Origin of the sequence: Streptococcus mitis (assembly GCF_047462815.1) — a bacterium.
Taxonomy (GTDB): domain Bacteria; phylum Bacillota; class Bacilli; order Lactobacillales; family Streptococcaceae; genus Streptococcus; species Streptococcus mitis_DO.
Genome location: NZ_JASHFB010000019.1, coordinates 1 through 21212, shown reverse-complemented (window position 1 = coordinate 21212; position 21212 = coordinate 1). Strand labels below are relative to the sequence as shown.

The following is a 21212-nucleotide window of genomic DNA, read 5'->3' as shown; positions in this document are numbered from 1 at the left end:
TAGGAAAAGACAAAGCTAAAGCGGCAGTAGATGCAGCATTGGCAGAAAAAGACAAAGCGATCGACGCTAACGACAAACTTTCAGATGCAGAAAAATCAGCAGCGAAAGAAGAAGCTAAGAAAGCAGCGGACGAAGCTAAGAAAGCAATCGATGCAGCAACTGACCAAGCTGGAGTAGACGCAAAAGAGGCTGAAGGAAAAGCAGAAATCGCTAAAGTAACACCAGCACCAGCGGTAGAAGTAGGAAAATCAGCAGCGAAAGCGGAAATCGAAAAAGCAGCAAAAGCCAAAGAAGCAGCGATCGATGCCAACGACAAACTTTCAGATGCAGAAAAAGCAGCGGCAAAAGCACAAGTAGCAGCTGAAGCTAAGAAAGCAATCGAAGCAATAGAAAAAGCTACAACGGAAGCAGAAGTAGAAGCAGCGAAAGAAGCAGGAAAAGCAGAAATCGCTAAAGTAGCACCAGCAACAACAGATTACAAGGCTAAAGCCAAAGCAGAAGTAGAAGCTGAATTAGCTAAGAAATTAGCTGAACTTGAAAATGCAACTGATTTAACAGAAGCAGAAAAAGCAGCGGCAAAAGCACAAGTAGTCAACAAAGCTAAGGAAGCAATTGAAGCGATTCAAAAAGCAGCCACAGAAGCAGATGTAGACCAAGCGATTCGTAACTTTGTTTACCGTATTTCAGCAGTTATTCGTGAGCAAGAAGAATATGATTTATCAAAATTGTTTGTAAATGGTTCTGTAACTGTTAAGCAAGGTGAATCTTTAACAGATAAAGATGTTTTATCAAAACTAAACTTACCAAGCGGTGTAGAAATTGTTAAGGTTGAAAAACCTACAACATCAGCATTAGGTACAGTGATGGCTAAAGTAACAGTTAAATTAGCAGATGGAAGCGTAGAAGAAATTAACGTACCTGTTGAAGTTATTGTTTCACAAAATCATGGAAATGAAGGAAATGGAGCAAATAACGGAGCTAATAACACTGAAGCCAAAGTTAATAAAGCTAAGTTAGAAGGTGCTATCCATCAATTAGATGAATTGATCATTAAAGAATCAGCTAAGCTTGATGCAGAAACTGCAAAAGAAGCGAATACATTATTATCAGATGCTAAGAAAGTATTTGCCAATGCAGACGCAACTCAAGCAGAAGTGGATGCAATGGTTAAACGTATCGAAGACTTCATGGCGAAAGTTGCTCCATCAACGGATCATGCAAATACAGCTAACGATCAATCTGCTCAAACACCAGCTGTAGCTCCAGCTACTACTCAAGCAGCATCTAATGCTAGCCAAACAGTATCAGCACAAGCAAATGCGCGTAAAGCGGCTAAAGAATTGCCAAATACAGGTACAGTGGATTCTACTGTAGCTATGGTAGCAGCTGCCGCAAGTGCATTACTTGGTCTCGGTCTTGCAGGACGTCGTCGTAAAGAAGACGAAGAAGCTTAATTGGTAGATTGTTTGATAAACATCAGATAATAAATCCGATTTTCAAAGCTTAAGCAAGTACCTCTCGTAAGAAAATCTCCTAGCAGAAAAGCCTGCTAGGAGATTTTTGATACAGGTAAATTGAGTAGTGAATCTAAATCCTAAATTTCATGGAATTTCATGAGGTAATGAGAGGTTTAAGCCAACTTGATTTCAAAAAATTTTTAGGTTTAGGAATGACTATTCATATAGAGATAGGTAATTCTTCAAAGATGGTAGTCATATAGAGGACGATAGTTGTTAAGTAATGTTTTAATTGATAATAGTTGTTATTTGATGATGTTTTATGTCAAAGTAAATAGATAAGATTTTTATTTTTGACAAATGAGAACATATGAAGTAATGATTTTTAGGGGAAAGCTATTTGGAATAAAGGAGTTGCTCAAATAACAATTCAGGATCAAAAATAGACAGTTGAGGATCGGAGGTGATAAATTGAGTTTTCTACTGTATAATGGATTTATCACTAAAAACGCTCCAGGCCATATTTTACACAGCAATAGTCTTCTAAAAATGGACAGAAATCATTGTAAAGGCTGTCAAAAAGGAGTATAATGAGTGCAAGACATTTTGGAGGTGAAAGATGCTAGAAGTAAGAAGTCTAGAGAAAAGTTTTGGATCCAAGCAGGTTTTGTTTGGTATTGACTTTCAAGCGCGACCAGGTCGTATTTTGGGACTAGTCGGGAAAAATGGTGCTGGGAAGACAACGATTTTCCACAGTATTTTGAAGTTTTTAGAATATCAAGGAGAAATTAGTCTGGATGGTCAGGATATTCGTCAGGAGACCTATGCTCGGATTGGCTATCTGCCTGAAGAACGCAGTCTCATGCCTAAATTGACAGTTCTTGAACAAGTTCGTTATTTGGCGACGCTAAAAGGCATGGATGCCAAGGAGGTCAAGGAAAAACTCCCTCAATGGATGAAGAGGTTGGAAGTGAAAGGGAAGCTGACTGATAAAATCAAGAGTCTGTCAAAAGGAAATCAGCAGAAGATTCAGCTCATTATTACTCTGATTCATGAACCAGACTTGATTATCTTGGATGAGCCTTTCAGTGGATTGGACCCAGTCAATACAGAATTGCTCAAGCAAGTCATTTTTCAGGAAAAAGAGCGCGGAGCAACCATTATTTTCTCTGATCATGTCATGACCAATGTCGAGGAACTTTGTGACGATATTCTGATGATTCGAGATGGCCGTGTGGTTTTGCATGGACCAGTCCAGGATGTCCGTAATCAATACGGGAAAACACGTCTCTTTGTTTCAAGTGAACGAAGCAAGGAAGAATTGGAAAACCTTCCTCATGTCAAGCAGGTGAGCTTGACCAAACAAGGCAGTTGGAAATTGATCTTGGAGGACGAGAGTGCCGGAAGAGAACTCTTCCCAATCTTGACTCAGGGGCAATATATCGCAACCTTTGACCAACAAGCGCCAACAATCGATGAAATCTTTAAACTAGAATCAGGGGTGGAAGTATGAGAAATATGTGGGTTGTAATCAAGGAAACATATCTTCGACATGTCAAATCGTGGAGTTTCTTCTTTATGGTGATTTCACCATTCTTGTTTATCGGTCTCTCTGGAGGAATTGGCTATCTCCAAGGCTCTTCAATGGCTAAAAATGATAAAGTGGCAGTAGTGACAACAGTGCCGTCTGTAGCAGAAGGACTGAAGAATGTAAATGGTGTTAACTTTGACTATAAAGACGAAGCAAGTGCCAAAGAAGCGATTAAAGATGAAAAATTAAAAGGCTATCTGACTATTGATCAAGAAGATAGTATTCTAAAGGCAGTTTATCACGGTGAAACTTCCCTTGAGATTGCTATTAAGCTAGGAGTAACGAGCAAGTTAAATGAACTTCAAGATCAACTCAATCGTTCGGCAGCCAATTTGTCACAAGAACAGGAAAAACGCTTGGAACAAACAGTTAACTTTACGGAGAAAATTGATGAATCTAAGGAAAATAAAAAAATGATTCAAACCTTTGCGGCCGCAGGGCTTGGTTTATTCCTTTATATGATTTTGATTACCTATGCGGGTGTAACTGCTCAGGAAGTGGCTAGCGAGAAAGGAACCAAAATTATGGAGGTGGTCTTCTCTAGTATCCGAGCTAGTCATTATTTCTACGCTCGCATGCTGGCTCTGCTTCTTGTGATTTTGACCCATATTGGCATTTACGTCGTGGGTGGACTTGCTGCCATTCTTCTCTTTAAAGACCTACCAATCTTGGCACAATCTGGTATTTTAAACCATATAGGAGAGGCTTTCTCGCTCAACACCTTATTGTTTGTCTTGGTTAGCCTCTTTATGTACGTTGTTTTAGCAGCCTTCCTAGGTTCTATGGTTTCTCGTCCTGAGGACTCAGGAAAAGCCTTGTCGCCTTTGATGATTTTGATTATAGGTGGTTTTTTTGGAGTGACAGCTCTAGGTGCAACTGGTGACAATCTCATCTTGAAGATTGGTTCTTATATTCCCTTTATTTCGACCTTCTTTATGCCATTTAGAACCATTAATGGCTATGCAGGGGGAGTAGAAGCATGGATTTCACTTGCTATTACAGTGATTTTTGCGGTGGTAGCAACAGGATTTATCGGACGCATGTATGCTAGTCTAGTTCTTCAAACAGATGATTTAGGAATTTGGAAAACCTTTAGACGTGCCTTATCTTATAAATAGAGGAGCCTCGCGAAAGCGAGGTTTTTTAGAGATAAAAAGAGTGGAATTCAGAAAAATATTTTTCATATCTATTGACTTTTAGGGGTGAAATTTGGTATTATAGTAGGCGGTATTGTTTACCCCATTTGAAAGGCCCCGGAACCTTCCAAATACTTTTCGATGGGAAGGAACACCCATCACCGTAAACAAAAATCGAACTATATATAGGAGAAATCATGAACAAAACAACATTTATGGCTAAACCAGGCCAAGTTGAACGTAAATGGTACGTAGTTGACGCAACTGATGTACCACTTGGACGTCTTTCTGCAGTAGTTGCTAGCGTACTTCGCGGAAAAAACAAACCAACATTTACACCACACACTGATACAGGTGACTTTGTGATTGTTATCAATGCTGAAAAAGTTAAATTGACTGGTAAAAAAGCAACTGATAAAATCTACTACACTCACTCAAACCACCCAGGTGGATTGAAACAAATCTCTGCAGGTGAACTTCGTTCTAAAAATGCAGTACGTTTGATCGAGAAATCAGTTAAAGGTATGCTTCCGCACAATACACTTGGACGCGCTCAAGGTATGAAGTTGAAAGTATTTGTTGGAGCTGAGCACACTCACGCTGCACAACAACCAGAAGTTCTTGATATTTCAGGACTTATCTAAGGAAAGGAACAATAAAGTATGTCACAAGCACAATATGCAGGTACTGGACGTCGTAAAAACGCTGTTGCACGCGTTCGCCTTGTTCCAGGAACTGGTAAAATCACTGTTAACAAAAAAGATGTTGAAGAGTACATCCCACACGCTGACCTTCGTCTTGTAATCAACCAACCATTCGCAGTTACTTCAACTGCAGGTTCATACGACGTTTTCGTTAACGTTGTAGGTGGTGGATACGCTGGTCAATCAGGAGCTATCCGTCACGGTATCGCTCGTGCCCTTCTTCAAGTAGACCCAGACTTCCGCGATTCATTGAAACGCGCAGGACTTCTTACACGTGACTCACGTAAAGTTGAACGTAAGAAACCAGGTCTTAAGAAAGCTCGTAAAGCTAGCCAGTTCTCAAAACGTTAATCAATACGATTATATCAACGTTTCAAAGCACTTTGCAAAGATTTTGCAAAGTGCTTTTTTGTCGATTTTTGAGCTAGAATAGCTTTGTGATAACCTTCTGATAACCTCTTCTAAATTTTAAAAATCATGATTTATTTTGCTTTATTGAGATAATCTGCAAATTTGTCAATAGAGTTTTTCTCACCAGTTTTTGTAGTGTGAGTATAGACATCTAATGTCATCTGACTGCTTGCGTGGCCAAGTCGTTTTGATGTATTAGAAGGGTCGATTCCAATTTCAGACATAAGTGTTGCATGTGTATGTCTGAACCCATGTGGGCTAATTGGTTTTAATTTATGCTTTTTAATGATTCGATTCAGTACGTTATTAATGTAGTCAGCATGAAGGGGCTCAATTTTGTCATTGCTTGATATGTAAGAGAACATATATTCGTTACTAATATTCAGCTTTGTAAGAGGCAACTGAGATTGTTCTTTTAGATAGAAATTTCTCCATTGTTTAATAATATCGATTGTCTCATCATCAAGATAGATTGTGCGAACTGAAGATTCATTCTTTGTGCTCTTTTCAATCGCTTTACCGTCAATTCTTCCTAGACTTTTATCTATGTTTAAGAGATTGCTATCAAAGTCAATATCAGCCCATTTTAAAGCGTATAACTCTCCTTTTCGTAGTCCACTAAATGCAAGAAGTCTAAATAAAGCAAAATGTTTAAATGACTCAGTTTCTTTCACTATATCAAGGAAATGATGTAATTCCTCCAGTGACCAAAAATTATCTGATCTTGTCTTTTTGATTTTAGGCATGATAACATTCTTCATTGGATTGCGATCAATGTAGTTCATATTGATTGCAAAATTAAAAATTTTTGAGGTATAGGATTTTATCTGCTTGATATTTTTGAAAGTCTGAGATTTTTGTGTAATAAAATTTTGACAGTCTAAAGGACTGATTTGGTCAACAAATTTATCGCCAAATACTGGTAGAATATGTATTCGATAGATATTCTTTGTTTGGGAAGAAGTTGTTTCTTCAACGGTACCAACATAGGCCTTAAACCATTCTTGATAAAGTTCTTTATAAGTGACTTTGGGATTAGGTTTATCGGTATTTACTGTAGGGGCGACGACACCAGCTTCTAAACGAGCTTCGTACAATTTTGCCTCTTTTTTGGTTTTGAATCCTCTCTTTAAGTGCCTTTTTTTCTTTCCATAAGCATCTAAGCCAATGTAAAAGCTGACATAGTATAGGATTCCTTTTTTTGTTTTGTATTTGTGTATAGACATTTTTTCTCCGTATCTAAGTTTTCGGAGCTTATGTAATTGAGAAATGAGTGTCTATCTATTTTTTCTATCTTCTTGGCGGATAGCGTATTCGTCTGTTTTAATCCAGCTCTGCCAAACTTTAGAATCTTTATTTTGGTGATTCATATAATCTATAAACTCAGACATAAAACGTTTGTTTTTCTCAGCTAGATATTCTGAGAATATATGACGAAATTCATCTGAAAAACTATCATCAAGTGGTAGTGTTAATGCCCTTTCGCCAAATTCGATGCTCTTCTTTAACTTCTCCATATCGCTTTTAAAAGGTGTCACAGAACCAATTTTAGATGTTTTGAAACTATCTGTAACAATTTTAAGATTTGATGGAGCGTGTGGGTTGCTATCAAGTCCCATAATGTAAGCGACGGAAACATTAAAGTATTTTGCCAATTTTTCAGCATTATCTTTTTTAGGTTTGCGGATTCCTTGATTGTATCCAGAAAGTGTAGGATAGGCTATATTTGTAGCTTCGCTAATTTCTGTCAATTTTTTTCCGCTATTTTCTATCAGTTTAGTAATATGATTCGTCATAAGAACCTCCTTTTTATCATTATAACACATTTTATTCTTTTTGAATAAAAAAGCTTGACAAAAATTCAAAAAGGATATATAATTCAAAATGAATAACAAATTAAATGGTTTCGGAGCTTATTTAATTTAGAAATGAGGTGTGAATTTATGTCGGAAACTACTTTAGTTGTCCAGCTTCCTAAAGAATTAGAGAAGCAATTACGTGCTCACTATGATGAGATGATTTCAAATGCTGTAGCAAGAGTATTTGAAGATAAAGAACTTTATAAACCTATGGTTCGTATGTCAGGTTTGTCTAGGTGGTTAGATGTATCTACGACAACAATCCAAAAATGGACGAAAGAAGGAATGCCAACCATGGTGATTGATGGAGTGACTTTATACGATAAAAGAGCAGTAACACGATGGTTGAAGCAATATGAAAGATAGGTACTCGTATGAATGGTGTTCAGTGGATCAAGATAACAACAGATATATTTGATGATGAAAAAATTCAATTAATAGAATCAATGCCAGAAGGAGATACGCTTATTGTAATATGGTTCAAAATTCTGGTACTTGCAGGAAAGCAAAATAATAGTGGCATACTGAGTTTAGGAAATAAGGTATATTACACAGAAGAAATGCTTTCAACAGTGTTTAGACGAAAAGCTACATCGATAAAATTAGCTCTCAGCATGTTTGAAGAATTTGGCATGATAGAAATCATAGATGGCGCTATTACCATTCCAAAATGGGAGAAACATCAGAATATAGATGGACTAGAAAAGATTAGAAAACAAACTAGGGAACGTGTTGCTCGTCATAGACAAAAACAAAAAGCACTAATTACAGGCGAGCCACAACTCGTTTTAGACTGTAACGTTACAGTAACGGATGAAAATGATAATGTAACGCAAGAGATTAAGAACAAGAGTAAGAATAAGAAAGAGATTGAGAATATACTGGATAATAGTTCTAGAAAGACTGAAACTTATATTCCACCCAAATATTATTCTTTGTTAGAATCCATTTCTTATAAGTACAATGATAGATTTTTGTATCCTAACAATTACACTTTAACACATGCTCAGAAGATGAAGATAGGCGAGTATTTGGCTAGTGGGTATGTAACTAGTGATGAAGTTATTAGCATGATCGAACGGATTCCTGAGGATGCGACTTCTCCTTTAGCGTATTTATTTAAGTCTATGGAAAATTTAAAGCAGGAACGTATGCTGGAGTGCAAAGCTATTGCCCATGAAAATGCCCGAAAGAAGTATATGATAAATGAGTAGATATAGGACTGTTCTAAAGAAATGTTATATCACTGAAGAGCAAAATGAAATAGTGAATAACTTGATTGAAATGACAAACCATCTAAATTTTTCCTCTTATGCTAGGAAAATGTTGTTTAAGAGTTCGCCTATTTATCTTCAATTTGATTTTGAATCTTATCATGACTTTATATTTCAAGTTAGAAGAATTATCAATAACTTACGTCAGTTAGAAAGAATAGCAGAACAAAGTGAGGATTTGGATAATGTAAGGATATTTCACTACTGCGTTGAGCTGATGATAGAATATGAAAAGAAGACAAGTAAACAAGTGAAAGAACTTGTAAAACGACTAAATAAGAAAACGAGGTGATAGGACCATGAGAATAAAATCTGTGTTGAAACAGGTGTTTTTGACGGAAGAAGAAAATAAAAAATTAAATGATTGTATGAGGAAGGAAAATATTCGTAATTTTTCTGAGTTTGCTAGACAAAAATTAATACGAACAGATTTGAACATCCAAAAAGTCTCTTTTGAAGGTTTAGTTCCTTTAACAGAAGAGTTGGAACAAGTCGGAAAGAATATCAATTCTATAGCCCGTCTTGCAACTGTAGTTGGGAGAATAAGCTATGAAAACAAAATGGATATGTCTATTTTGATGCAAAAAATAGTTGATGTGATGGAGGAAAAAGATGTTTATTTTCAAAAGTAATATGGATAAGGATTTTGATCAGATATGTGAATACATATTGAAATTAAAGCGAGCAGAATTATTTCTTCATGGAATTAAACAACAAGATAAAACGAAGGCTCGTTTGTATCATGCGATGCTGGAATACTATGATGCTAACCATAAAAAAGAAAGACATATGAGAATTTTAAAATAAGGAAACGCTGTTAAAAATTTTGCAGCGTTTTTATATATCTTCTTAAAAAATTTGTACACACAAAGTACAGCTAAAGTGATTTTTTTGATCATTTTATCGAAGGGGAGAGATTTCTCATATTATGACTTTGCGAGCTCAGAGTCTGTATACACACTCTCCTAAAATCACCCCCAAAATTTGTATACACATAGTGTATGTACTTTTGAGGTGATTTGAATTTTGGGGAATCCCCAAACCCCTTTAGGTTAAGAGAATAAACTTGTGTTTAATAGGCAGATTAGCGTAAATCTATTAAAAGCATACTCAATACTAGGGTAACTTGATTTTTCCATTTGAAACATTTACAATAAAGTTATGAGTATATGTATTGTATTGAAATTAGCCCTGTAGTTGTCAAACTCACTTTTTATTTATATGCTTAATATTTTGCAAGTTAAGAATTTTTCTTTTGATAAAGGAGATAACGTTCTAATATATACATGCCTATATGATTAGTAATTAAATTTTAAAAATTCAATAAGCGATATAATAGATTATAGGCAAGAATTTTCTATTTCAGTTTCTCAATGCAGCTTTTTAACAGGAGGATAAAATGAGTGTCAAAATTAAAAATATATGGAGTATTTTATTTCTCTTAATTTGTTTATCGACAACGGGAATTGGAAAACAGCAAGTAAAGAACATATTATTTTTATATAGAATTCTTTTTGGTAGTGATATTCCTCTCGAATTCATTTTTGTATTGTACAGATTCTTAATAATAATATTTATTATAATTTCTGCCATCATGCTATTTATCTTTATATGTGAAAAATTTAAACGCAGATCAATAGTAGAGGTAGATTTAGAATTTAAACAAATAATTGAGAATGAACAACTAAGGAATATTTGGGTTTTAGGACCGTGGGGGAGTGGTAAAACAAAATTTGTTAAGACGTCACTAGAGCAACTAGGGAAAAAATATTTTTATATTTCCTTATTTGGTTTAAGTACTAGAAAAGATATTGTACAAGAAATAAATGAGCAAGTTACTCAGGCTTCTAAATTTTCATTAATAATTGAATTACCTGTTATAGGATACTTATTCAAGTGGTTATTTCAAATAAATGGCCTATCATTATTAAGAAATTTTAACAAGAATTGGATTGTTGTGTTAGATGACTTTGAGAGAGTTTCGAAAGTGTATAGAGAAAGGAAAGATATCTCTAATACCGATAATCAACTGAAAGAGAGTTTTAATGAAATTGAACTCAACTCTTATAATGATGTTCTTGGTGTTATTGATTATCTCCAACAATCGTTTAACTGTAAGATTCTGGTAATTTCATCTGGTGAATCTATATCAGAATTATTAGAGGAAGTTGTTATTCCAAAATTTCATCCCTATCAGTATCAAATTAAATTCAATCCTAGAATAATTAAAGATTTTCCGCAATTGTTTTTTAAAAAGAATAACTTACAAGAAATTAAACTATTCTCAGAAATATTTTCAAATGTATGGGAAAGAAGATTAGAGATAACACCATTAACTAATTATAGACCTATTATTCATGAGTTAAGTTTTTTAAGTGATGAACTAGATATCAGATTTAAAATATCGTATGTACTCAGTAGGCTTGTTGATTGTTGGGGAATAAAGATTCCTTCAGGGAGTATGATACCCTTTCATTTTTTAGTAAATAGAATAAAATGAAAAGATAGTGAAACAATTAAATATAATTTTCTTAAGAGGATGATTAAAAATAGTAAATTTGATAATGGTCTTCCTTATTACGTCCCAGAGAATAGTAAAGAAAAGGTAGCTACTAAATTTGAAGTTCAGGAAGTTCTAGTTTATTTATATATGGGGTTGGGGAGTTCTGCTAGTATAATTCCAAATGACTATGTATTTGACGATTCCGAAATTCTTTTGTTAACAAGTCAAAATCCTATGATGTCTATACAGGGGCGTGAAATAAGAGACTGGGTATCAGAAAACTACATCAAATACAAATATACTAATCCTACGATGTCATACAAGAATATTTTAACGTTTAAACATCAAAAAAATGGAAAGAAATTTATCAAGCATCCGTTGCAAATAATTTTGTGAGAGATAATAATTTGGATATTATACCAGAACTTACGGGTATAATCATTAAGGTCTTAGAAAGATTTGAATTTCTAACAGAAAATTTGGATAAATTAGAAGATGTTTTGAATACTGATTATGTATGTAGGACACTATTAACTGAAAATTTAGAAGAGTCGTTAATAGCTTCTAGAATTTTGTATCGGTTTTTATCTCAAGAGTATAAAATATCTGGCAATATGTCATTGTATTTAATAACTAATTATTTAAAGTATAAAAGACAGATTAGTTTAGTTTTTGATGAACAAGATTTGCTTATGCCAGTAATTATTGATAATACATCAAAGATAAATAGTTTTAAGAATTCTAGTCAATATGTCTTTGATGAGTTGTTGATAAAATTAAGAAATAATAACTATTTCAATCAGAAATATAAAGATGAAAAAATATTAGATGATAAAGATTTTACTCTCTATAAAGAACATGCATTGTTCATTGTTACATTTTTGGAGACAGAAGATAAAATAAATGGTAAATACGCTAAGGAATATATAAGGGAATTCATATCGAATAATAGAGATGAGAGGGTAGAATTATTAACTCCATTAGTTAAAATGGCAATTGAGTATGAAGGACAATGGAATAAGCGTACAAAACCTATTGATGAAACACCAATTTTTGAGGATGATGAACTAATTGATGTTGAGTATTGTTATGAATCGTTAAGTAAGAGATACGATCGATGGATTAAAATTTTAAATGAATTTGCTAACCATATAAAATAAATGTACCTATTGAGTTTTATGAAATCATAGATACTGATTGACTTAATTTGATAAATGGAGAAATAAAAAATAGGCTTACCATCTAAATGTAGCCTATTTTGTTTTTTAATTGTAATTAGTTTGAATTTATTGCTTCCATAACCTTTAGAGCTACCGCTTTAGCTAGTAAAGGAGGGACAGCGTTCCCAACTTGTGTAAATTGTGGAGTCTCTTGAGAACGTTTATCACCACCAGTTGTTCTTTTGCCGAGAAATTCAAAACTATCATCAAAAGATTGTAACCGAGCCATTTCTCGAACAGTCAGTACTCTGTCGAAGTAAGGATGAATATAATCATCGGGTAAAGTAACAATAGTAGGTGAAACAGTTTCGGGATTAAGTCTTGTTCGAATTGATTTTCTAGTTAAGATTGCTTCTCCAATTTTATCCGAAATTTCACCTTTAACAAGTAGATTATGAAATGTGTCTGAATTGTATTCTTGATTCAATAGCGGATATACTTTTTCCCAAAAAATAGTTGCATTTTCAATACTAGTATTAAGTCGATTTGCAAGTGATTTTAGAACATTTTTGAATTCAGATTTATTATTTGTTAAGCTAGATAGAATAGCTAATTGACGATTGGAAAAGTGTAACCAGCGATTAGTGTTGAATCTTTTGTCAAATAAATTTAAATTTAAGAGTGTATCATGTATAACTTGAGAATTAACATCTAGATTAACTTGAAAGAGGCTCTCATTAAATAGCTCTGGACAAGTATCACGGAGGTTGATTCCTTCTTCCTTAAGACGATTCATTACAGCACGTGTATTTTCTCCAGGTTGATACAAAGAAAATCTCTGAGACACAATTATATCGTGTTTGGACTCCTCCATATTTGTGATATGTTTTCTTGAGATAGTGGTACCTGTTACTGTGGGAGTTTCTCCTTTGATTCTATGGTTGGCAAAGTCAGATAAATCCCTTTTACAGTCACTGTATAAACCATCTAAAGCCTGTTTTACAGTTACTTCAGGTGTGTCATTTCGGTCAGGATATTCAATTGGATGGACATCATTTCTGTATGCTAAGAATACTACTCGATTGCGTTGTTGAGGGACAGCAAAATCAGCTGAATTTAAGACTTGGACATCAAGTAGGATATAGCCGAGTTCATTTAGTTCTTCTTCTAGAATTTCTTTCACCAATCTTTGCCCTAAATACGATTCATCTCTAACTACGCTAGGAAAATCTAACATTTGCATGTCAAGAATACCAGTTACATTCTCCATTACAACATATTTTGGACAAATATCTCGAATAATTCGTAGATACTCATGAAAGAGCATGTTTCTAGGATCGCTTGCGTCTCTTTTACCGAGACGACTGAAACCTTGACAAGGTGGACCACCAAAAATGACATCCACATCTCCAGGCTTGAAGATATGGCCATAACGTAATTTATTGATTGTTTCAAAAATACGCTCTGATGTTAGTTCTTTAATATCTGCTAGTTCAAAATGTGTGTCAATTCCTTCTTTTATACCAAGTTGTTTATGTCGATTGACGTAAGTTTCTTGAACCATGGGACTTCTATCACTTGAAAAAAGAATATTGAAACCGGCCTGCAAGATACCTTCACTAAATCCACCAGCACCGCAGAACAAATCTATTGCATATGGCATTATTTAACTTCTCACTTTCTTTCTAATATTATATCAAAAATTAGTTATCAAGTCCAGGGTGAACTATTAAGTTATCACTGTACTTATATATTCGAAAAATAGGATTAATTGTAGATAAGGATTTTTATTAGAATCTGTTAAATAGATGATATAATTCATATTTTTGTACCATAAAAAAGACAACTTAACCGAATGTAAAATGTTTTAAAATTGGTAAAATGTAGTCACAAATCACCTGAGGTATATACATGGAAATTGCTATACAAAATCTTAATCGAATTAGATATGCAAAGAGTCTAACTTATAACGAACTAGCTAAAATGACAGGATATTCAAAAAATTCAATTCAGAAACTATTTTCCTATAGGAATGTAAGTAAATGCCGTTTGGATATCGTTGTTGCGGTTTGTATGGCGTTAGATATTGACTTTCCATCGATATTTAAAAGAGGAGTTGTAGATACCGACAGTCAGAAGCCACTTCCTTATAAAAAATTTGAGAAAAAATCGAGTACAGAATTTTATTTGAATAATTTTGTTAATAGAGTACGTTTTCTAAATAGTAATGGAACAAATTATTCTATAAAAACAATAAGTGGGGTGAGTGAATCAACAATCAGTGATTTATTGAATTCTAAAACGAAAAATCCTAGGTTAGAAACCTTATTAAAAATAGCGAAAGGACTAGATGTTTCAGTGGATGAAATATTTAGATAGGTATTAATATGTTGTTTGAACCATACCAAGATGAACTTGAAGTTATTGAACGAATTCACAAGTATAATGAAAAAGAATATACAATTATTAGATTAACAAAGACGATGCTGGACAAAGGTATAATCGACGCAAATGTATTTGTTCAAGATATTTTGAAAAAATATAGTTTGATGGATTATTCAGAACTTGATAAAGGTGATAAAAAGAAACTTCCTTCAAGGTTGTATGTTGGAGATAATGAATTTCAAACTGTAATGTCTTGTTATAGGGCTAAAACTCGTGGAGATGAGAGATTTTGGATATGCGGTGCTTCATTTAAGAAACATTTTTTAACAGGTGATTTAGTCTATATAACTTCAAATCCAAGTAATAATAGTGTAATTGTCATAAATGTTACTAGAGGAGTACTAAGTGACGATACTCTAATACAAATCTTTGGTAATGATAAGATTAAAGATGCTCTATCAAGGTTGATTCCAAAAGTAAGGGAGATTGCCTCTAAAGGATACCATCCGAATTCAAAAGGAGCAGGTAAAGTAGTTCCTAAAGATGCAGGAGATACACTTGAAAAGTTACTTTCAATTGAGACTAATAATAGTCCAAAGGCTGATTTTGAAGGATTAGTTGAACTAAAATCAAAAACAGCCAAAACTTTGGATACATTATTTACTTTACGTCCAAAATTTGATGGCACACCAGTTGCTGATTTTGAACCTAACGATCGTAGTCGTGTTTCTGCATTTGCGAGATTATATGGTTATGAATCTGATAAGCATCCAGACATGAATAGTCTTTATATCACAATTGGATCAGAGAGTGCACCGCAAAATAACCAAGGCTTCTTCTTAGCTGTAAATGAAAATGATAGAACTGTAGAAATTAGGAAGTATAAAAATGGTTCGTCTCATAGAGCTGCTTACTGGAATTTTGATGATTTAGAAAGTGAACTTCATCAGAAACATCCTGCAACGCTTTGGGTAAAAGCGGAAATTCGAATGAATGGGGACACCGCTGAGTTTAAGTATATTGAAGCAGAGCTAACTCGATCTCCTCAATTTATGACATTTATTTCGTTAATTAAGTTAGGAGTTGTAACCTATGATTGGCGTGGATATATATCTAAAGAAGGTAAGTATGTAGGGAAAAATCATGGGAATGCTTGGCGAGTGAAGAATAAGCAACGTAATCAGTTGTTTGGTAGTTCAGAAAGAATAGAGCTATTAAAGTAGAAATTAAAATTATTTAAAAAATATAAAATATTTCTGTCTTTGAGATTATTGATTATATTCTGATTCCGGACATGAAAGAAATACACGATTTTAGTGAAGAATGTTGAAATTGAGAGATAAAACTCGTGTACCACAAGTTATCTAAAGTTTTTGATTGTCTATTCCTCAACTACATAAGCTCCGAAAACTAAAAAGTGATAACCCTTTGATAACCTCTCGATTTTTAAAAGGGTTATATATGTAAAGATTGAGGATTTATCTCTTAAAATTACTTGATTTTAGTGATAATTTACCATAAATATCATAATGTAGAAAAAACCAGGTCTTAAGAAAGCTCGTAAAGCATCACAATTTAGTAAACGTTAATTCGAAAGAATTACTATACTTACAAAGAGCACCTTTCGGGGTGTTCTTTTTGTACTTTCTTACTAAATTGGTGCAATTGACACAGTTGTTGCGACTTTAGTCGCTTGCAAATGTGGCTGCAACCGGACAAGGCTAGTTTCCTCAAAACGTTAATCAATACGATACTATCAACGTTTCAAATCACTCGAAAGTTTACCTTATTGTTTCTTTTTATACTCTTAAGAAATCAAAAGCAACATAAGTTGTCAGCTCTTTATTGTAAAAACATTAATTAGCATTCTAGTATTATCTTTAGTCTAAAATCAGTATTTTGAGTTGTACGAAATCAGTTTTTGAATTTTGTCTAGTCTTACTTCATTTTCCCCTGAAGTTAAGTTTTTACTCAGTATTATTAGTTAAAAAGTAAAAAGAATGTGTTTTATATTTGGGTTTGATGTTTATAAAATAGGATAAACGTGCTGAAATTTAGATATTACAGACAAAATAAAATGTTTAAAAGCTACAGAGAAACATGGTATAATGTAACTAAAGGAGGTAGCATATGTCCTTAGATATAGATAAAGAAAAGATGACAATCATGGGAGTAGCTTTTGAAAACCGATCCGTTTTTAAAAGTGTTTGGTATGCTTTAAGTACAAATATGATTGAAGGATGGCGACCTACGGTTATTGATGTTGAAACACTGCGAGATGAAGCTCTTGCTCTGGGGATAACTCTTTAATAACATCTTGATTTGTTAAAAGATATTTTGTCCACTACATTTTTTCAATTGAGTATTATTTGTCATAGATAGAACATTGCATTTAGAATAACGAAAAACGCATCAAAAATGGTGCGTTCTGTTTTTATGCTACCATAAAAGGAGGACAACAAATTGAAAATTTTTAAGGGAGAGTTTTATCGAATCTCTGTATTAACAGACAAGTTAGTAAGGTTAGAATACTCTCAAACTGGAAGTTTTGAGGATAGAACTACACAACTTATCTATAATAGAGATTTTGGCCAAGTTTCGTTAGATTATATCGAGACATCAAACGTACTAGATATTATGACGGACTATTTTCATCTGCACTTTAATAAAGGAGAATTTAACGCCGAAAATTTATTTATAGAATTAAAAGGAAATTTTGCTGTATATGGTAGTCGCTGGTATTTTGGTGAATCTATTGAAACGTTAAAAGGAACAGCTCGGACTCTGGATGAGGCAGATGGAGCAATCTCGTTAGAAGATGGAATTATTAGCCGAAATGGTATAGCCTTACTGGATGATTCTCAAGGATTTATTTGGGATGAACAGTCTGGTTATATTGAGAGAGAAAATCAAATTGACCTGTATTTCTTTGCCTATGGGCATGATTATAGAGGAGCAATCAGAGACTTTTACCATTTAACGGGCTCAACACCCTTATTGCCAAGATATGCTTTAGGAAATTGGTGGAGTAGGTATTGGCCTTATACGTCGGATGAATACTTGGATTTAATAGACAGATTTGAAACAGAGAAAATTCCATTATCTATCGGTGTTTTAGATATGGATTGGCACATAACTGACATTCCAGCACGTTTTGGAAGTGGCTGGACAGGATATAGTTGGAATAAAAACTTAATACCTAATCCAGAACAGTTATTGCAACAACTTCATGATAGGAAGCTAAAACTTTCCTTAAATGTCCATCCTGCTGATGGTATACGGGCTTATGAAGAAGCTTATCCTCAAGTCGCCAAACGATTGGGGTTAAATGTAGAACTAGAGGAACCTGCTATTTTTGATTTTTTTAATCCATCTTTTAGGGAAACCTACTTTAAAGATGTTCATTATGAGCTAGAAAAGCAGGGAGTAGATTTTTGGTGGATTGACTGGCAACAAGGGACGCAAGGTATGTTGGATCCACTGTGGCTTTTAAACCATTATCACTATCAGGATAGTTGTAAAAATGCAGAAGGTGGTTTGATTTTATCAAGATATGCAGGTCCTGGTAGTCATCGCTACCCTGTTGGTTTTTCAGGGGATACCATTATTAGTTGGAATTCCTTAAGATTTCAACCTTATTTTACAGCGACTGCATCTAATATCGGTTATAGTTGGTGGAGTCATGATATCGGTGGACACATGCTGGGGGGTTATGACGAAGAGCTACAAACTAGATGGCTACAGTTTGGTGTTTTTAGTCCGATTACTCGCTTACATAGTTCTAGAAGTCCTTTTAATAGTAAAGAACCTTGGTTTTTTTCAGACACAACATCTAAGATTATGAAGAAATACCTTCGTTTGAGACATCAGATGATTCCCTATCTATACACTATGAATGTAAAGACACACGAGGAAGGTGCCCCATTAATCAGCCCAATGTATTATTTCTACCCAGAGAATGATGAGAGTTATAATGTTCCAAATCAATACTTTTTTGGAACAGAACTGATGGTGGCTCCCATTGTAGAAAAGATGGATTTGGCATTCCAATCTGCAAAAGTGGATGTATGGTTCCCTGAAGGTGAATGGTATGACTTCTTTTCAGAGAAAAAATATACAGGTGGTGTGAAGTTAAGTGTTTATCGAGACATTTCGATGATACCTGTGTTTGCAAAAAGTGGTGCAATCATTCCCTTGGTTGGTTCTGAGATAGATATGGGTGTTGATTTACCTGAAGTTGTAGATTGGCATGTATTCCCAGGCAAACAACATTCTTTTGAAATGATTGAAGATCAAAATGGTCAAAGATATAAAACAAGATTATCAATCAACTGGGAAATGGGGATGGTAGAGTTAACATTACAAGGAGATTCTAGTATCGTTCCAAGTAATAGAAGGCATAGAATTCATTTTAAAGGAACGAATGTGTCTATGATTGAATTGCCAAATAAGAATGATACAGCTAGATTTGAATGTAAAGATAATAAAAGGCTATCCCTAAATGATGAAGTTTTTAGACTACTAAAGACGGCTTCTCTTCCATATGAATTAAAAGATAGATTGTTAAATCAATTCATCAATGCCAAAAATTCTCATGAGTTAATGAATATCTTGCATCATCAGGATAAGGAATTGAGAGGCCGTTTGTTGGAAATAATATTTACTAGCCAAAACTAATTGAGCCATTTCGTACACAATTTCTATTCTTTAAGTGCTAATTATTTATTTTTTAATGTGTAATAGTTTTACATCTCTATGCTTATTGACTTGTATTTTAGTAATTACAAGTTTGGCATAGGGATGTTTTTATAATTTTAAAGACTTTTTGCCCAGCCTCTTTTCAACTAAATAAGAGCAAATTTTTAGAGGTGATTTTTCAAACTAACTTCCACTTGCCTGACCGAAGTGGAAGTTAGTCTGAGACGGTAGATTTTTCAGAAAATTTTCTAAAATAAACAGGATTTGTTTGACATTTGTTTGAAAATTCTGTAAAATGAATTATTATATCGTTAAAGGAGAATATATATGGAAAAACAGAAAACATTTTTTGGACATCCTATGGGTTTGTCCACCCTCTTCTTTACAGAGATGTGGGAACGCTTTTCTTACTATGGGATGCGAGCTATCCTACTTTACTATATGTACTATAGTGTGCAAGATGGTGGGTTGGGGATGGATAAGACCACGGCTGCATCGGTTATGGCGATTTATGGCTCGCTGGTATTTTTGTCCTCGGTTATCGGTGGTTTTGTCAGTGACCGTATTTTAGGAAGCCGTAAGACTGTCTTTTACGGTGGGATTCTGATTATGATAGGGCATATTGCTTTGGCAACACCTTTTGGACAAGTGGCTCTCTATCTTTCTATTGCCTTGATCATCTTTGGTACTGGATTTTTAAAACCCAATATCTCAGATATGGTTGGGGGTATTTATGAGAAAGAGGATGATAGACGGGATGCAGGTTTTAGTATCTTTGTCTTTGGTATTAACTTAGGTGCCTTCGTTGCCCCTTATTTAGTAGGTTATCTAGGTCAGGAAGTCAATTTCCATCTAGGTTTCTCATTAGCTGCCATTGGGATGTTCTTTGGTTTGGTGAAGTATGTTTTAGATGGGAAGAAATATCTGCCTGAATCAAGTCTTTACCCCACTGATCCACTTTCACAGAAGGACCAGCAGACCTTGATTAAACGCTTGCTACTTACACTTGTCATGGTTATTCTTGTGGTTATAGGTTTAGTCTTTACTCACCAATTTAACGTGGATATGATTGTTAATATCTTTACAGTGATTGCGGTAATCATTCCAATCTACTATTTCTTCAAAATTTTATCTAGTCATAAAATAACTGCTACTGAGAGATCCCGAGTGTTTGCCTACATTCCTCTATTTATCGCTGGAGTACTCTTCTGGTCTATTGAGGAACAGGGTTCTGTTGTTCTCGCTCTATTTGCGGATGATCAAACTCGACTTTACTTTAATGTATTTGGGAATCAGATTCATTTTCCATCTAGCTTTTTCCAAAGTATCAATCCCCTTTTCATTATGATTTATGTGCCGATTTTTGCGTGGTTGTGGGGGAAAATGGGTAAAAAGCAACCGTCCTCTTCTAAGAAATTTGCTTACGGTTTATTTGCTGCAGGTTTATCCTTCTTGTGGATGATGTTACCAGGGATGCTCTTTGGGACAGATGTTAAGGTCAGTCCTCTCTGGTTGATTATGAGTTGGGCTATTGTGATTGTAGGGGAAATGCTGATTTCGCCGATTGGTCTATCAGTCACTACTAAGTTAGCACCAAAATCCTTCCAAGCACAAATGATGTCTATCTGGTTCTTGAGTAATGCAGCTGCCCAAGCTATCAATGCTCAAATTGTAAAATTTTATACAAGCGAAACTGAAGTTGCTTACTATGGAATTGTTGGAGGAATTACGATTGTATTCAGTATTATCTTATTCTTCTACGTTCCACGTATTGAAAAACTAATGTCTGGTATCAAATAGAGAAAAACTGGAATTTCTGTAGGGATTCTAAAAGTTAGATCAATTATTTATTCAAAGGATTTAGTTCTGTATGGTACAGGGCTAAGTCCTTTTAGTTTGATGAAAACTGGTAAATTCCCAAACTAAGTTCCACCGCTAGTACAAGTGGAAGTTAGTCTGATAAAAATCCTAAAAACCAGTGGAAATCTGTGTCAGGGTAAATTCCACTGGTTTTACTAATGCTTGATTTCATCG

Annotated in this window: 20 protein-coding genes; 17 read left to right on the top strand and 3 right to left on the bottom strand. The window is 34.3% G+C overall.

Annotated features, from left to right (window positions below; translation table 11 throughout):
- From QM865_RS09000 to rpsI, 5 genes are all read left to right on the top strand, one after another.
- On the top strand, nucleotides 1–1454 hold a 1454-nt coding region (locus QM865_RS09000; RefSeq protein ID WP_414306495.1), incomplete at its 5' end, for a DUF1542 domain-containing protein.
- Between the two features lie 622 nt (nucleotides 1455–2076).
- Entirely contained in the window at nucleotides 2077–2970 is an 894-nt protein-coding gene (locus QM865_RS08995; RefSeq protein ID WP_000895303.1) for an ABC transporter ATP-binding protein, read from the top strand.
- Nucleotides 2967–4166, top strand: a complete 1200-nt coding sequence (locus QM865_RS08990) for an ABC transporter permease (protein WP_414306494.1) — start codon at nucleotides 2967–2969, stop codon at nucleotides 4164–4166. The genes QM865_RS08995 and QM865_RS08990 overlap by 4 nt, the downstream gene beginning before the upstream one ends.
- Before the next feature lie 215 nt (nucleotides 4167–4381).
- Nucleotides 4382–4828, top strand: a complete 447-nt coding sequence (gene rplM, locus QM865_RS08985; protein WP_001044624.1) for a 50S ribosomal protein L13 — start codon at nucleotides 4382–4384, stop codon at nucleotides 4826–4828.
- Between the two features lie 18 nt (nucleotides 4829–4846).
- Complete coding sequence (rpsI, locus tag QM865_RS08980) at nucleotides 4847–5239, top strand: 30S ribosomal protein S9 (RefSeq protein ID WP_000075964.1); 393 nt, start codon at nucleotides 4847–4849, stop codon at nucleotides 5237–5239.
- Between the two features lie 131 nt (nucleotides 5240–5370).
- Here the strand turns inward: rpsI and QM865_RS08975 are convergent, their stop codons facing one another.
- Nucleotides 5371–6525, bottom strand: coding sequence for a tyrosine-type recombinase/integrase (locus tag QM865_RS08975; protein WP_414306493.1), 1155 nt, complete (start codon nucleotides 6523–6525; stop codon nucleotides 5371–5373).
- Nucleotides 6526–6576: 51 nt separating this feature from the next.
- A complete protein-coding gene (locus tag QM865_RS08970) occupies nucleotides 6577–7095 on the bottom strand; it encodes a helix-turn-helix domain-containing protein (protein WP_000181350.1) in 519 nt (172 codons plus the stop codon).
- A gap of 147 nt (nucleotides 7096–7242) precedes the next feature.
- Here QM865_RS08970 and QM865_RS08965 point away from each other — a divergent pair, with 147 nt between their 5' ends.
- The 7 genes from QM865_RS08965 to QM865_RS08935 all read left to right on the top strand — a co-directional run bounded on the left by QM865_RS08965 (nucleotide 7243) and on the right by QM865_RS08935 (nucleotide 12095).
- Nucleotides 7243–7524, top strand: a complete 282-nt coding sequence (locus QM865_RS08965) for a hypothetical protein (protein WP_000005472.1) — start codon at nucleotides 7243–7245, stop codon at nucleotides 7522–7524.
- Nucleotides 7525–7532: 8 nt separating this feature from the next.
- The gene (locus tag QM865_RS08960; RefSeq protein ID WP_125386633.1) at nucleotides 7533–8372 is read left to right on the top strand and encodes a phage replisome organizer N-terminal domain-containing protein; all 840 of its coding nucleotides are present in this window, start codon (nucleotides 7533–7535) and stop codon (nucleotides 8370–8372) included.
- Nucleotides 8373–8731: 359 nt separating this feature from the next.
- Nucleotides 8732–9064: a hypothetical protein gene (locus QM865_RS08955; RefSeq protein WP_001220782.1), complete on the top strand. Its 333-nt coding sequence runs from the start codon at nucleotides 8732–8734 to the stop codon at nucleotides 9062–9064.
- Nucleotides 9045–9239, top strand: coding sequence for a hypothetical protein (locus QM865_RS08950; RefSeq protein ID WP_000469564.1), 195 nt, complete (start codon nucleotides 9045–9047; stop codon nucleotides 9237–9239). Before QM865_RS08955 ends, QM865_RS08950 begins: the two co-directional genes overlap by 20 nt.
- Before the next feature lie 592 nt (nucleotides 9240–9831).
- Nucleotides 9832–10932, top strand: a complete 1101-nt coding sequence (locus QM865_RS08945) for an AAA family ATPase (protein ID WP_414306492.1) — start codon at nucleotides 9832–9834, stop codon at nucleotides 10930–10932.
- A gap of 39 nt (nucleotides 10933–10971) precedes the next feature.
- Entirely contained in the window at nucleotides 10972–11331 is a 360-nt protein-coding gene (locus QM865_RS08940; RefSeq protein ID WP_414306491.1) for a hypothetical protein, read from the top strand.
- Nucleotides 11332–11342: 11 nt separating this feature from the next.
- Nucleotides 11343–12095: a hypothetical protein gene (locus QM865_RS08935; RefSeq protein WP_414306490.1), complete on the top strand. Its 753-nt coding sequence runs from the start codon at nucleotides 11343–11345 to the stop codon at nucleotides 12093–12095.
- 115 nt (nucleotides 12096–12210) lie between these two features.
- On the opposite strand, the gene QM865_RS08930 is transcribed toward QM865_RS08935, so the two are convergent.
- Nucleotides 12211–13758: a DNA cytosine methyltransferase gene (locus QM865_RS08930; protein ID WP_414306489.1), complete on the bottom strand. Its 1548-nt coding sequence runs from the start codon at nucleotides 13756–13758 to the stop codon at nucleotides 12211–12213.
- Nucleotides 13759–14006: 248 nt separating this feature from the next.
- Here QM865_RS08930 and QM865_RS08925 point away from each other — a divergent pair, with 248 nt between their 5' ends.
- From QM865_RS08925 to QM865_RS08905, 5 genes are all read left to right on the top strand, one after another.
- Entirely contained in the window at nucleotides 14007–14474 is a 468-nt protein-coding gene (locus tag QM865_RS08925; RefSeq protein WP_411865298.1) for a helix-turn-helix domain-containing protein, read from the top strand.
- Between the two features lie 8 nt (nucleotides 14475–14482).
- Entirely contained in the window at nucleotides 14483–15703 is a 1221-nt protein-coding gene (locus QM865_RS08920) for an MvaI/BcnI family restriction endonuclease (protein WP_414306488.1), read from the top strand.
- A gap of 907 nt (nucleotides 15704–16610) precedes the next feature.
- Nucleotides 16611–16790, top strand: coding sequence for a hypothetical protein (locus tag QM865_RS08915; RefSeq protein ID WP_049516166.1), 180 nt, complete (start codon nucleotides 16611–16613; stop codon nucleotides 16788–16790).
- Between the two features lie 153 nt (nucleotides 16791–16943).
- Nucleotides 16944–19157, top strand: a complete 2214-nt coding sequence (locus QM865_RS08910) for a TIM-barrel domain-containing protein (RefSeq protein WP_414306487.1) — start codon at nucleotides 16944–16946, stop codon at nucleotides 19155–19157.
- Nucleotides 19158–19505: 348 nt separating this feature from the next.
- On the top strand, nucleotides 19506–20978 hold the full coding sequence (locus QM865_RS08905; protein ID WP_261034682.1) for a peptide MFS transporter: 1473 nt from the start codon (nucleotides 19506–19508) through the stop codon (nucleotides 20976–20978).
- Nucleotides 20979–21212 lie beyond the last annotated feature (234 nt).

Coding starts and splice junctions, on each gene's coding strand:
- rpsI (WP_000075964.1), top strand. CDS start 4,847: ATGTCACAAGCACAATATGCAGGTACTGGACGTCGTAAAAACGCTGTT.
- QM865_RS08975 (WP_414306493.1), bottom strand. CDS start 6,525: ATGTCTATACACAAATACAAAACAAAAAAAGGAATCCTATACTATGTC.
- QM865_RS08995 (WP_000895303.1), top strand. CDS start 2,077: ATGCTAGAAGTAAGAAGTCTAGAGAAAAGTTTTGGATCCAAGCAGGTT.
- QM865_RS08930 (WP_414306489.1), bottom strand. CDS start 13,758: ATGCCATATGCAATAGATTTGTTCTGCGGTGCTGGTGGATTTAGTGAA.
- QM865_RS08950 (WP_000469564.1), top strand. CDS start 9,045: ATGTTTATTTTCAAAAGTAATATGGATAAGGATTTTGATCAGATATGT.
- QM865_RS08905 (WP_261034682.1), top strand. CDS start 19,506: ATGGAAAAACAGAAAACATTTTTTGGACATCCTATGGGTTTGTCCACC.
- QM865_RS08965 (WP_000005472.1), top strand. CDS start 7,243: ATGTCGGAAACTACTTTAGTTGTCCAGCTTCCTAAAGAATTAGAGAAG.
- QM865_RS08940 (WP_414306491.1), top strand. CDS start 10,972: ATGATTAAAAATAGTAAATTTGATAATGGTCTTCCTTATTACGTCCCA.
- rplM (WP_001044624.1), top strand. CDS start 4,382: ATGAACAAAACAACATTTATGGCTAAACCAGGCCAAGTTGAACGTAAA.
- QM865_RS08970 (WP_000181350.1), bottom strand. CDS start 7,095: ATGACGAATCATATTACTAAACTGATAGAAAATAGCGGAAAAAAATTG.
- QM865_RS08915 (WP_049516166.1), top strand. CDS start 16,611: ATGTCCTTAGATATAGATAAAGAAAAGATGACAATCATGGGAGTAGCT.
- QM865_RS08945 (WP_414306492.1), top strand. CDS start 9,832: ATGAGTGTCAAAATTAAAAATATATGGAGTATTTTATTTCTCTTAATT.
- QM865_RS08990 (WP_414306494.1), top strand. CDS start 2,967: ATGAGAAATATGTGGGTTGTAATCAAGGAAACATATCTTCGACATGTC.
- QM865_RS08955 (WP_001220782.1), top strand. CDS start 8,732: ATGAGAATAAAATCTGTGTTGAAACAGGTGTTTTTGACGGAAGAAGAA.
- QM865_RS08960 (WP_125386633.1), top strand. CDS start 7,533: ATGAATGGTGTTCAGTGGATCAAGATAACAACAGATATATTTGATGAT.
- QM865_RS08925 (WP_411865298.1), top strand. CDS start 14,007: ATGGAAATTGCTATACAAAATCTTAATCGAATTAGATATGCAAAGAGT.
- QM865_RS08920 (WP_414306488.1), top strand. CDS start 14,483: ATGTTGTTTGAACCATACCAAGATGAACTTGAAGTTATTGAACGAATT.